Consider the following 13,452-nt stretch of genomic DNA (forward strand, 5'->3'; position numbering starts at 1 on the left):
CCTTTGTCTTACGTTACTGAAGCAATCCACTGTATACATATCCAGTCTGCCCGTCATATTCAATTTGAATCCAGTCACCTTCCTGACCAAGAACCTGTACTACATCGCCCTCATCCAGTCCACCAATGATGTTGTCATCATAACCATCGGCCTCAGATCGCACATTACATCCCTCTGTAACCGTCATAGTTGTCCCTTCCGATTCCTGAGTTGCTGTAGTAGAATCCACTTCCTCGCCCAGTCCGTTCAAAAATGCGGCAAGTGCGGAGTCATTCTTCTGTGCCTGCTCATAGGCTGTCTGTACTTCTGATGTAAGTTTCTTAATATCCTCATCAGATTTCAATGAATCCATATAATCAGAAACTTCTTTGTTCTGTTCCAGGTCTCCCAGAATCCTGTAACTGCCATCACTTTCCTTCACTATATAAGAACTCCATAATGAAGGCGCCGGCGTATCTATCCCCTTACAAATAAGACTTCCGCGCGTATATACTACATAGGAATCCTCATCCAGACCTTTCTTTTCATATACATTATCGACCTGATATCCTTCTATATAATCTTTGGCATTTGTAATTCGAGACTCATCAGAAGGCGTCAGATTACTGACCAGTGTTTTTAGTGTGGTAATATCTCTTTCCCCTAAAGCCTGATAATAGCTCTTCATAAGTGCAGTGATCTCAGCACTGCCTTCTTCCAAGGGATTCGTGTCTTCTTCTTTCTTCCCGTCGTTTGTCTCCCCATCATCTTCCGGAGAAGAAGGATCATTTCCCTGGCTGTTGTCCTGCACTGTATTCTGTTCTTTATCTGAAGTACCCTTCCCACTTCCGATACAGGCGCGAACGCCAAAGAACAATACAGCCACGATTAACAGAATTGCTCCGCCAAGCATAAAATAGCGAAGGTTATCTGATAACCATTCTCTGAAATTATCCAAGTTCTTGTCCTCCTTAAATCACAACGCACCGAGGCAGACCCATTACCCAGTGCAACACACCTGAAGGGAATCGAACCCCCGCACATGGTACCGGAAACCACTGCTCTATCCACTGAGCTACAGGTGCAAATGTGTTAAGACGTAATATTCCTAACACATGATATATTATCACATCTTATGTGAAAAGTAAAGTTTTTTATTTTATATACACAATTAGGTGAAATTGTAGTTACGATTCCACATCAAGAAGCGGGCTCCTGTATTCTTGCACAGAATCACCCAGACGATAAACGCTGTACTCTCCTATCACTCCAAGCTCCTGATAACGACAGGCTTCCAGTTCTTTTTTCTGCTGTTCGTTCGGGATCTTTACCACAAGATAATTGCATCTGTTCCTTTTCGCATACTTCGCAATACTTGTATAATTAAATGACGGTGCATTGATTTCAAAATACAACTGTCTTCTCGTTCCTATCGCTCCGCCAGATCCTCTTCTTCCAAACGGCAGATAAATGGACGGATCGTAAACACGAATATAGGAGCTGACGTATTCATCTGCAACCAGAAGAAATTTCTCTCCGCCTGCGTCCTGCTTTGCCAGTTCACAGATTCCTGCAACCACGTCCGGAACCTGCTGGTAATTATTTACCTTATGATAATATCCTTCTGTATAAAACTCTTTGCCCCCAAGAGCGATCACTGCTGTACAGAGCACCAGAAGAACCGGCTGCAAAACTGCCTTTCTTCCCCGGATAAACTCTGTCATTGCCAGGGCGATCACCGGTGTGGACGGTACAAGCCACAAAACCCGCCAGTAGACATTTTCTCCAATGCATTTCTGTATGATTTTGGCCGTATAGGGAAAAAAGAACAGAAACAATGCCAGAAAAACATATCCCAGCACATATCGGGTTGTTTTTTTCTTACGCTTAAATATCAGCAGGTAAAGAAGTGCGATTGCCAGAAGATAAGGAAAAACGCTGTCTCCCCAGTAATTATTCCAGAATCCCAAAGATTTTTTGATCATTTCTTTCATCATAAATTCTTACCTTCATACAATCAAAATGTAAAAAACTCCAAGTACCATAGAAGGGATACAGCAGGCAAGAGCTTTCAGAAAAGCTTTCCAGTCTCTTCGAAATACCAGACAGAGCAGCAAAAAAATCCCTATCATCAGCGTTCCCAGAATAATCCCCATCGATGACAAGAGACAGCAGCTCAGATCAGCCATAGCCAGCAGCATCCATGGATACTCCGCTTTTTTGGAAAACAGCACCGACTGACAGATATAAAACAAAAACGGCAAAAGGGCTGATGCAAGCAATGCTTTACCCTGCCAGAGCCGAACCATCTGAAAGCTTCCGGAATTATACACAGAATATGCCGAAAAGCTGCTGATACACGCTGCGAAAAACAGGTACATTCCCTGTGCCTGCCTGTCATCCGGAAACCACTTTTTTCCAAGAAGATACTGAATACCGTACACAAATGGGAGAAAAACTGCCGGATAGATCATGTGTGCCATAATCGCCGGGTGAAGTCCTCCGCTGAGGTTACTCACCACAGCAAGAAATACCGGGAACGGAGAAAGAATATATCTGCTCGCTATCCCGTAATACTTCTGTCCGGTATATGGTATGATCTCAAAAATAGTATCTGTCTGCACACCCGAGGTTGCCTGTGCCACATAAAATGCATCATCCGCATCCATATGTGCAAGCAGAACACACATTGCTATCTGTGCCAGAATCAGTATCATTGCCAGCCACAGACAGATATTTTCTTTCCATGAAGTATCTGGCCGACAAAACCTGTCCTTCTGTCTCACTGTCACAAAGATGCCGCCGGCTGCCAGGAGCAGGATTGCCGCGCCATATGAAATCGTCAACACATGCAGAGGCATTTTCAGAAATATCATAGGCAGTGCCAGAATCTCCATAAGAGAAAAAAGTATCAGATAACCGACAAGAAATCTTTCCAGCAAGAGAGGCTGCCGCCTTTTGATAAAAGGCAGCCTCCCCACAGCGATCGGCACAAGAACAAGCCAGAAGACAGCCAGAATTCCCTTTACCGCAATTTCCATATTATTTCTCCAGATTCTTCTTCAGGATTCCCATCGCAATTTTTTCCGGAGTGATCGGAAGTTCACGTACCCGGACTCCTGTCGCATTATAAATTGCCTCTGCAATTGCCGGACACGGAGTATCGATCACAAGCTCGCCGATGGATTTGGCTCCAAACGGACCACTCTCCTCATAACTGCTCTCAAAATCCACGCGGATATTTCCGATATCCTGTCTGGTCGGAATCTTATACTGCATGAACGAATTGTTTCGGATTTTTCCCTTATCCGTGTACTGTACATCTTCAAACAATGCCATTCCGATGCCCTGTGCAATTCCACCCTCAGTCTGCACTCTGGCAAGATTCGGGTTGATCGGAGTTCCACAATCCACAACAGCAACATAATCCAGTACGTCCACACTTCCGGTTTCCTTATCGACTTCTACTTCTGCCATTCCAACCATGAAAGGCGGAGGAGACAGCGGTGAAGAATGCTGTTTTACAACCTGAAGTTCTCTGTTATTAAAGAATGTACTCTTGATTCCTATCTCCTCAAGAGATACTTTTTTGCCTTCATCTTCGCTACAGAACACATAATTTCCATCAAAGTCAACGCTCTTTGGATCTGTTTCCAGCATATCGGCCCCGAATTCACAGATTTTTCTGCGCAGTTCGTTGCAGGCTTTTACCACTGCCATACCTGTTGTATAGGTTGTTGCTGATGCATAGGAACCGGAATCGTATGGTGAGATATCGGTATCTACGCTGAATACGACAATATTTTCCATAGGTGTTTCCAGACAGTCTGCTGCCATCTGTGCCAGAACTGTATCACATCCCGTTCCCATATCAGTACAGCCAAGCGCCAGCGTATAGGAGCCATCTTCATTCAGTTTAATATCTGCACCGCCGACATCAACACCAGCAATCGAAGATCCCTGCATCGCCATTGCGACACCGACACCACGGACCTTTCCATTTCCCATATCACGGAACGGATATTTGGAATCCCAGTTCATCATTTCTTTTGCTTTGGCCATGCAGCGATCCATCGCACAGCTCTGTGCATAAGGAACATCCGGATATCCTGGAAGAGGTCCGCCCTCGATCGGCATATTCAGTTCCTTGATCTTTACCGGATCCATTCCCATCTTATGTGCCAGCTCATTAACCGCAGATTCTACAGCAAAAATACCCTGCGTTGCACCATATCCACGGTAGGCACCTGCTGACTGAACATTTGTATACACAACATCGAAAGCAAAACGATGTGCTTCTGTATGTCTGTAAAGTCCAATGGATTTATGCCCGCTCAGACCTACCGTCGTGGAACTGTGTTCGCCATATGCACCTGTATTTGATAAGGTATAAACGTCCAGTGCACGGATGATACCATTCTCGTCTGCACCGGCACGCACCGTGATCTCCATCTCATGACGCGGAGTAGAACAGATCATGGATTCATAGCGGGAATAAATCATCTTGGAAGGCCGTCCGGTCTTCCAGGTTACAATTGCCGGATAGATCTCACTGATCGAAGTCTGCTTCGCACCAAAGCCTCCGCCAATTCTTGGTTTGATAACGCGAACTTTTGATGCAGGAATATCCAGGGCACGACCTACGATTCTTCTGACATGGAACGGGATCTGTGTCGAAGAAAGCACGATCAGTCTTCCGGTATGATCCAGATAACATGCAGTTCTGAAGGTCTCCATCATAGTCTGCTGATTTGCTCTGGTATGATATGTATGTTCTACTGTATATTTACATTCACTGAGTACCTTCTCTACATCACCATGCTCTTCTACCGCTGACGCGCACAGGTTTCTCTTATTATCACCGCCAAGTGGGATTTTGAGTTTCCAGTCTTCCTCCGGATGTACCAGGATCGGATTATCCTTTGCAGTATGAATATCAAAAACCGGCGTCTCCACCTGGTATTTCACACGAATCCTCTTAAGTGCCAGATCAACTGCTACCTCTGTCTCACCTGCAACGATCGCAACAGCATCTCCGACAAAACGGACATGACGGTCAAGAATCAGTCTGTCATCCGGGCTCATCTCCGGGGCAGTCTGTCCTGCAAGCGTAAAACGCTTCTGCGGAACATCCTCATAGGTAAGAACACAGACAATTCCCGGAACCTTCATTGCATTCTCTGTCTTAATGGTGTCCACCCACGCATTTGCATGAGGACTTCTTAACACCTTGACAATCAGAGAATCCTTCGGAGCCAGATCATCTGTATACACAGGTTTTCCTGTTACCAGTGCCATCGCATCTGTTTTCTGTACAGGCTGATTTACATATTTCATTTTATGATTCCTCCTGTGTTTTTTTATAGTTCAGATATTTCAGAATGCTTGCTGTCTGAGAGACAAAACCGGAGCATCTGCACAGATTTCCTGCCAGATATTCCTTGATCTGCTCTTCGTCCGGCTCTTCAAGCTCACGAAGCATTGCGATCACATTCATGATGAATCCCGGATTACAGAAGCCGCACTGTTCAGCTCCTTCATTCGCAAGGAAATCACCAAACTCCTCAGCCTCTTTCTGCAGTCCCTCCAGGGTCACGATCTTCTTTCCGTCAATCCTTGCTGCGAGCATGGAACAAGAAAGAATCGGTTTTTCATCCATCAGCACCGTGCAAAGTCCGCAATTTGCCGTTTCACAGCCTCTCTTGACACTGTAACATCCCTTTTCTCTCAGGAAATCAATCAGAAGCATTCCCGGATCGATTTCTTCCTGACGCTGTATCCCATTCAGCCAGAATTTAATATTCATCCTTCATTCCTCCTACCGTCTCCCATGCTCTTCTTGTCAGCACCTCAACAAGAAGTGTTCTGTATTCTTTAGATCCTCTCATATTTCCGGATGTTGAAACATGCTCTGCTGCATATCCGGCAAATTTCCGGATTGCCTCTTTCTGTTCTTCTTCGCTTTTTTCTGCAAAATTCTCCAGGATATGCTCCGGATCCTCTGCGATCACTGCCCTGGCAGATCTTGCACCTATTACCGTTCTTGCCTCATTTCCGATCAGAGATGCACATAAGGTCAGTACCGGAAAATCTGTCTTGGTATTTCTCTGACTCATATAACAGACACGAAGCGGCTGTTTCCTGACAATGATGTTTACCAGAATGTCATTGTCTTTCTTTCTGTTTACAAACTCTGTCAGAGGGATTTTGCCGGCATTATAAAGTTCCACCCAGGTATCCATTCCAAGAAACATCGTCAGTACATCAGAAAAACCATAGCGGCCCCAGATACTTCCTCCTACTGTCGCACAGTTTCGAAACTGCACTCCTACAATATGACGGACACTCTCCCGAATGGCCCCCTGTGTATATTCATTCAATCTCTTATCTGTTTCAAGCGCTCTCAGAGATGTCATACATCCGATTACAAATTCATCGTCTGTCTCCTGAATTCCCTCAAGTCCAAGTCCGGAGAGGTCAATGGCTGTGGAAATATTTCGGTTTCCCATCTTGAGCCATACCATTCCTCCAAGCACACAGGCTGTTTTTTTCTGATTCAGCTCGTACGCTTCTGCAATGCTGTTTACTTTCACATAGCTTTTGATCTTTAGCATCTGTGCATCGATTCCTTTCTTTCATCCATACTTTTATATATAAAGGCATACATATTTTTAGTTTAGCAGAATTTTTTTGAAATTTCCAGAGAAACAATTTTTTCTGTGAAACATGCATAAAAATGCCCCTTCCCTTTCGACAGTTTTAAAAACAACTGTTGAAAAGAAAGAGGCTGTAAAAATTCAAATGTTTATCCTGTGATTATTTTATCGATTATTGATTGCTGTTACAAGTGCGTCAATGGATGCACGGATGATGTCCGGGTCGACGCCGGCACCCCAGGAAAGGGTTCCGTCTGGTTTCTGAATTCCCACATAGGCAATCGCTTTGGAACTGGAGCTCTTCTCAAGCGCATGCTCCTGATAGGTAACCAGGTTAAATTTCAGTTCATACGCTTTCTTAAGTGCATTGCTGACAGCATCCAGACGACCATTACCAGCTGCTTCTGTGGTGATTGTCGTTCCATTAAAAGTAGAGGTTACCTGAGTAACAATTCCTCCGTCTTTCTGCTGGAAATGAACCTCATTGATGCTGTACGGACTGACAACATTTTCGAATGTAGATTTAAACAGACTGAAAATCTCATCCGGATGAAGTTCCTTGTGACTGTGGTCAGATACTGCCTTTGCTGCATATCCCATAGCTTCACGCATCTTAGGCGGCAGGTTCAGACCATATTTGGTCTCCAGGATATATCCTACCCCGCCCTTTCCGGACTGGCTGTTGATACGGATAACATCTGCATCGTAGTTTCTTCCGACATCCTTCGGGTCAATAGGAAGATATGGAACTGTCCAGCGGTTCGGATCTTTTTCTTCTCTCCAGTGCATACCCTTGGCAATCGCATCCTGATGTGATCCGGAGAAGGCTGCAAATACAAGTGCACCACTGTACGGACTTCTTTCATCTACTTTCATTCCGGTACATTCCTCGTACACTTCACATACATGCGGCATATCAGAGAAATCAAGCTGCGGATCCACACCCTGAGAGAACATATTCATTGCCAGTGTAACGATGTCCACGTTTCCTGTACGTTCACCGTTTCCAAATAAAGTTCCCTCGATTCTGTCCGCACCTGCCAGAAGACCCATCTCAGAATCGGCAACACCACATCCACGGTCATTATGTGGATGAAGAGAAACGATAACATTTTCACGATACTTCATATTTTCGCACATATATTCTACCTGGCTTGCATACACATGCGGCATAGAATGCTGTACTGTGACAGGAAGATTGATAATTGCTTTGTTATCCGGAGTCGGTTTCCATACATCCAGAACCGCATTGCAGACTTCCAGTGCATATTCCGGCTCTGTTCCTGTAAAGCTCTCCGGACTGTATTCAAACTGGAAGTTTCCTTCCGTCTGATCTGCCAGTTCCTTCAGAAGTGCCGCTCCATCTACTGCGATCTTCAGAATTTCCTCTTTTGATTTCTTAAACACCTGCTCGCGCTGTGCTACGGAAGTAGAATTATATACATGAACAATTGCCTTAGGTGCACCCTTAACCGCTTCAAATGTCTTTCGGATAATATGCTCTCTCGCCTGAGTCAGTACCTGAATCGTAACATCATCTGGAATCAGATTCTGCTCGATCAGGGTACGGATAAACGTATATTCCGTCTCAGATGCCGCCGGAAAACCAACTTCGATCTCTTTAAATCCTATTTTGACAAGCAGTTTAAAGAACTCAATCTTCTGCTCCAGGCTCATCGGAATGACCAGTGCCTGGTTTCCGTCACGAAGGTCAACACTACACCAGATCGGTGCCTTATCTACATATTCTTTTTCAGTCCATTTCATACATTTCACTGGCGGCATAAAATACTGTCTCTGATATTTTGTTACGTTTTTCATAATTTTCCTCCATTTTCTGTAAGAATCGTTACTGTGCACAGCAATCTGAGCAAAGGAATAAAGCAAAAAAAATCTTCCATCTCTACAGACTACTGTAAGAGACGAAAGACAACAACTCTCGCGGTACCACTCTTATTTATGAACGGTTTCATACACTCACGGGATACGGAATCATCTGATCCTTATATCCTCTCCATATAACGGTGGATACCGTCTGCGTCTACTCTCCTTATCAGGATTTCGGACAGATGCTCAAAGGCGAGTTCTATGTTTCCCTTCCGCTGTCTCGCACCAACCGACAGTTCTCTGTGCTCCAGTCCGCATATACTATTCCTTGTCAAAGCATTTCTCTTAATTAACTGATGGTTAAAGCCTACCATGTAAGTAGTTTTTTGTCAAGAGCCAATTTCAAAAACTATATACCGGATTTCCATAAAGAAATCCGGTATATGCTTATTTCTTATCCAGAATTTCTGCCAGAATTCTCGAATACTGTCTGGCGGCATCGCCATTCATATGGCCATCATAATCCGTATATGCCTTCAGATCATGTGTAAATGCCTTAAAATACTGCGTATTAAAGTTCAGGTATTCTACCCCCTGTTCTTCAAAAAACTTACCAAAATATTTCCACGCCGCATTATAATTATCACTGTAATCCTTTAGTGTAGCGATCGGAATCGGTGCTGTTACCGCCACAAAATCAATATCATTCTTTTTGCAGTATGCGATCAGCTTCTCTATATATTCCATATTCTGATGATTTAGTTTATCTTCTTCAAACAGCTTCGGTTCTGATTTTTTTAATTTTCTGACATCTACCGGATATCTTTCGATAAATCCACTCTCATGATATTCCTGCGAATCACTCTTCAGCCCGTCAATACTGTAATCCTTTTTGACTTTCTGAAAAAAGGTTTCCTTTATTTTCGGAATTTCATAGCTGAGAGAATATTCATACCACGGAAACAGAACCGTACGGAAATTACATTTCAGGATCGAATTCCAGAAATATTCTGCCTTCGCCTTTGACAGCGGAAATTCGTGATAAAACAGCAGATAATTATTTCCCTCTTCTTTTTCCGTAACAAAATATCCCGGATCCACTTCATAAATAATCCGTTTCGGCTGCTGTTTTTCACAGATCAGCTTTGTAAGATAATATGCATCGATCCCATATTCGCCGCCTACACAGAGGTTATGTCCGCTGCGTCCATTCACCTCTTCCATGGTTTCCGGATCAATATCCATTTTGCCATGTGAAGTTCCCACAATAATATCGTCAAACTCCTGCGTTGCAACCGTATGTACATCGTTTCTCATAAAAGTACAGGGATAGAGTGCTGTATCCAACAGTATGAGTATTGCTGTACACACTGCAATCACAAGAACTGCCTTCGAAACTTTCTTAAAACTGTGCATAGATAAATCCCCTTACTGCTGCTGTCGATCCAAAAAATCCTATAGATAACAGCAGGCAAAAATAAACTGCTACTGTGACTGGTAAACTGCATCTGGAGAGAGATTCTCTGATCCTGACTCCACGTTCCTGAAGAACACTGACAACAAACAAGATCACACATCCAACGGCAAGGATCAGCAAAGCATATGGTGTAAATGCCGTTCCTTCCCTGCCCGCCGGTATCAGAAGCAGTTCAGACGGTGTAAATCGCGTCACTGCCAGCTTCATCATATGAAAGGCCTGGCCAACGGTATCTGCCCTGTCAAAAAACCAGCTGATATTTACCAGCACAAAGCTCCTGATGATCATAAATATATAATACCAGTTTTCCTTCCCTGTGATGTTGAGCTTCTTTTTCCATTCTTTGTAGTTTCCTGCCATAAGTCCACTGAACGCAATGATAATACCATTATACATACCGTATATAATGTATTTCCATGCTGCGCCGTGCCATACACCGACTACAAAGAATACGATCAGGTTCGACAGACAGATCGGCAGTGTACGTCCTGTCTTTTTTCCAAAAACCTTTTTGGCCCATCGTCCGAAATTTTTCATCCAGCCGGAAAGAGTCACAGGATAAAAAACATAGTCTTTCATCCAGGTACCAAGTGTGATATGCCAACGGTGCCAGAAATCGGTGATGGAAGTTGCAAAAAACGGGCGGGTAAAGTTCTCATCCAGTTCAATTCCAAACATAGACGCAATACCGATCACGACATCCATTCCACCCGAAAAATCCGCATACAGCTGTATTGTATAAAATAATACGCCAAAAATGGCCAGTCCTGCATACTGATCCGGATTATCAAAGATTGCATCGACAAAAACGGCAGACCAGTCTGCAAGGATCATCTTCTTGAAAAATCCCCATAAAATCCGTTCCAGTCCTCTGGTAATATTTCTGCTTTCAAACTTATGGCTGTCATAAAGCTGATGTGCCAGACGACTGTACCTTCCGATCGGTCCCTGAAGGATCTGTGGAAAGAATGATACAAACAATGCATATTTCAGAGGATTGTGTTCCGCTTTGCAGCGTTTCCAGTATACATCCAGAATATATCCTGAAGACTGAAAAGTATAAAAAGAAATTCCCAGTGGAAGCAGGATCTCCATTCCCCTCAAATTCATATGAAACAGTGCATTCAGATTCTCAACAGCAAAATTCGTGTATTTTATGAGACCAAGCATCCCAAAATTAAGGATCAGTCCCAGAATCACAAATTTCCTCGCCCTCTTATGCTTTCCTGCTGTCTCCTCTTTTTCTATAAGAAGAGCGATCATCCAGGTTACAAGCGTAGAAAAAAGCAGGAATCCCACATATTTAATGCCTCCTGCTATGTAATAAATATAACTGAAGCCCAAAAGCACAAGCCACTGCCATCTGGCAGGTACCAAATAATAGACAATGACCGCCGCCGCTACAAAAAGTAAAAATAGATTCGATACTAAAGACATGATATTTTCTCCTGCACAAGTCAAAATAAGGCACTGCACTAATCACTTAATGCAGTGCCCTGCTCTTTTTAGTTTAAAATTGCATTATCCAGGCATCCATCGTCGCCACCTTCGGCAGCAGAATCTCCGGAATCATCATAATCCCCATCGTCACCTTCGTCATAGCTGTAATCATAGTCATAGTCTTCATCATAATCATAGCTGTAATCTTCTGAACTGTCATAGCTGTAATCCTCTGTCTGTGAAGAACTCTGCTGTACCGGTGCTTCTGTCGGCTTTGGTGCCAGTGCCTGTTCTGTCTCTTTTGTATTGACAGATTTCTTCAGATCCTTGCTGTCAAATATAATATATGCAACGTCTCCCTCCAGATGAAGTTCTGCCTCTTCTGTATCACCAAATGGCAGAGTATGCAGTGTTGCTGTTGTTTCATCTTCAAATGTGATCTGCATATCATATTTCTGGACTTCTTCTGCTGCCTCAGTTCCTTTATCTTCTGCCGTATCCGTATTTGCTGCTTCATCCTTCGCTGCATTTGGATCGAACCAGAGTGTTCTTTCTTCGTCTGCCGCAAATTTATCGTCCTTCTCAAGGAAGTTATCTGGGTATTTCTCGTCTTTCTCATTCTTAACAGTTACACCTGTGATCACCTTACCTGTGAGGTTCTTGAATTTCAGACTGAAAACACCCTCGGCATCTTTATCTGTTTCCGGTTTTTTGCCGATTGTCTTTTCTTCAATTTCATCAGAAGCTTTATCTTCATCTGTCTTGGTTTCTGCTGCAGTCTCTGTTGTTGTTTCTGCTGCCATGACTGTCTGTCCGGCCAGCATACTGGTTCCAATTGCTGCTGTCATTAAGACTGTGACGATTTTTTTCTTCATTCTGTTATCCTGCCTCTCTTTTTAGTAAACTTTCTTTTTGATATACTTCAGTGTACCTTTCTGGCCATATCTGATCGCATATCCAGTATAACCTTTTGGACCAAATTCCTTCTGAAAGTTCGGATCATACACATAAGTTTTGTTTTTGGTTTTGATCTCAACCCATGCATGAGGTCCTTTGGTTTTGCCTTTATTTACATAACCTGTTACATAATGTGCATTATATCCTGCTACTTTGGCCATCCAGTAAAATGTACTTGCCATCACATAGCAGTCACCGCTTCCTGTACGGAAACCATAGATTCCATAATTCGTATGATTTTTCTTTGCCACTCTGTAGTTTCCATTATAACGGAGAGACGCTGACCATTTAAATGCCTTCTTTAAGTTACCGCCACATTTCTGAAGGCGGATTGCTGCCAGTGTTTCAACCTGAGACAGTTTACTGGCACGTCCCTTTGCATCAATTTTATAATAAGTCTTTCCGTACTTGTAATATTTTTTATTTTTGACCAGAACACCTTTGGAATCAAAAATATAGGTGTATTTTCCAATTTTACGAAGCCCTTTTACCTTCTTGCCTTTATTGTCATAATAATATTTATGATCTTTACTCCAGGTATTCTTCTGAACTGCCACCTTGGTTGTTGTCGCTGCTGATACAGTCTGTACATTCATGACCGGGGTCGCCGGCATTGCAGCGAGCACCAGACTCAGAACAAGTGCTGTTAATTTTTTCTTCATATTGAAATCCTCCCTCTTTCTTCCTGTTTAGTAACGTGCAACAAGACTTTCTACAACGTCATATTTATAGTTTTTGCCCTTCGGACGAAATACAGATAATTCTACAGTATCATACGTATAAGTGATATCTACTCCATTTCCATTCATAAAACAGCTGTTTTTGGAAATTCTGTATTTTCTGCATTTTCCAAGCATCTTCTTGATCGTTGCTGCCTTTTTGTTTGTTTTGGAAGCGGTTCTCAGCTGTGCTGTTCTTTTCTTGTTGTAAGTACCATTTGAGGTGACATGCTCCTACCACTTAAATCATAGATTTTGAAGTGGGGGCTTCTTGCTCAATGGCTCTACTGAGCCAAGTATCTACAAGCTATCCTCGCGTGCCCCGCGATTTTTATAAGTCCGGATACGGACTTTTTATTGTGCTGTCATGCACATTCTGTAAAGATTCTTTTTCCCT

At 43.2% G+C, this 13,452-nt stretch carries 11 protein-coding genes, 1 tRNA gene and 1 other annotated feature; all 12 genes read right to left on the bottom strand.

Annotation, left to right across the window (positions count from 1 at the left end; translation table 11 throughout):
- Nucleotides 1-13: 13 nt before the first annotated feature.
- The 12 genes from GT674_RS13905 to GT674_RS13960 all read right to left on the bottom strand — a co-directional run bounded on the left by GT674_RS13905 (nt 14) and on the right by GT674_RS13960 (nt 12,998).
- A complete protein-coding gene (locus GT674_RS13905; RefSeq protein WP_243149134.1) occupies nt 14-937 on the bottom strand; it encodes an SH3 domain-containing protein in 924 nt (307 codons plus the stop codon).
- A gap of 55 nt (nt 938-992) precedes the next feature.
- Nucleotides 993-1,064: transfer RNA gene (locus GT674_RS13910), tRNA-Arg, on the bottom strand.
- Nucleotides 1,065-1,166: 102 nt separating this feature from the next.
- Nucleotides 1,167-1,976 carry a hypothetical protein gene (locus GT674_RS13915; RefSeq protein WP_161286253.1) on the bottom strand — a complete coding sequence of 270 codons (810 nt, stop codon included), beginning with the start codon at nt 1,974-1,976 and terminating at the stop codon, nt 1,167-1,169.
- 12 nt (nt 1,977-1,988) lie between these two features.
- A complete protein-coding gene (locus tag GT674_RS13920; protein ID WP_161286254.1) occupies nt 1,989-3,020 on the bottom strand; it encodes a DUF6077 domain-containing protein in 1,032 nt (343 codons plus the stop codon).
- Between the two features lies 1 nt (nt 3,021).
- Nucleotides 3,022-5,316 carry a xanthine dehydrogenase family protein molybdopterin-binding subunit gene (locus GT674_RS13925; protein WP_161286255.1) on the bottom strand — a complete coding sequence of 765 codons (2,295 nt, stop codon included), beginning with the start codon at nt 5,314-5,316 and terminating at the stop codon, nt 3,022-3,024.
- A 1-nt stretch (nt 5,317) separates the two neighbouring features.
- The gene (locus GT674_RS13930; RefSeq protein ID WP_161286256.1) at nt 5,318-5,785 is read right to left on the bottom strand and encodes a (2Fe-2S)-binding protein; all 468 of its coding nucleotides are present in this window, start codon (nt 5,783-5,785) and stop codon (nt 5,318-5,320) included.
- Entirely contained in the window at nt 5,775-6,593 is an 819-nt protein-coding gene (locus GT674_RS13935) for an FAD binding domain-containing protein (RefSeq protein WP_161286257.1), read from the bottom strand. The genes GT674_RS13930 and GT674_RS13935 overlap by 11 nt, the downstream gene beginning before the upstream one ends.
- A 207-nt stretch (nt 6,594-6,800) precedes the next feature.
- Nucleotides 6,801-8,456, bottom strand: a complete 1,656-nt coding sequence (locus GT674_RS13940) for a 2-isopropylmalate synthase (protein WP_161286258.1) — start codon at nt 8,454-8,456, stop codon at nt 6,801-6,803.
- A gap of 94 nt (nt 8,457-8,550) precedes the next feature.
- Nucleotides 8,551-8,806, bottom strand: a binding site (T-box leader).
- Nucleotides 8,807-8,909: 103 nt separating this feature from the next.
- Nucleotides 8,910-9,878, bottom strand: a complete 969-nt coding sequence (locus tag GT674_RS13945; RefSeq protein ID WP_161286259.1) for a hypothetical protein — start codon at nt 9,876-9,878, stop codon at nt 8,910-8,912.
- Nucleotides 9,865-11,376 (bottom strand): MBOAT family O-acyltransferase, encoded by a 1,512-nt coding sequence (locus GT674_RS13950; RefSeq protein ID WP_161286260.1) that lies wholly within the window; start codon nt 11,374-11,376, stop codon nt 9,865-9,867. Before GT674_RS13950 ends, GT674_RS13945 begins: the two co-directional genes overlap by 14 nt.
- 68 nt (nt 11,377-11,444) lie before the next feature.
- Nucleotides 11,445-12,254 (bottom strand): hypothetical protein, encoded by an 810-nt coding sequence (locus GT674_RS13955; protein WP_161286261.1) that lies wholly within the window; start codon nt 12,252-12,254, stop codon nt 11,445-11,447.
- A gap of 21 nt (nt 12,255-12,275) precedes the next feature.
- Nucleotides 12,276-12,998, bottom strand: coding sequence for a transglutaminase domain-containing protein (locus tag GT674_RS13960; RefSeq protein ID WP_161286262.1), 723 nt, complete (start codon nt 12,996-12,998; stop codon nt 12,276-12,278).
- Nucleotides 12,999-13,452 lie beyond the last annotated feature (454 nt).

Source organism: Blautia sp. BIOML-A1 (genome assembly GCF_009883055.1).
Lineage (GTDB): Bacteria > Bacillota > Clostridia > Lachnospirales > Lachnospiraceae > Blautia_A.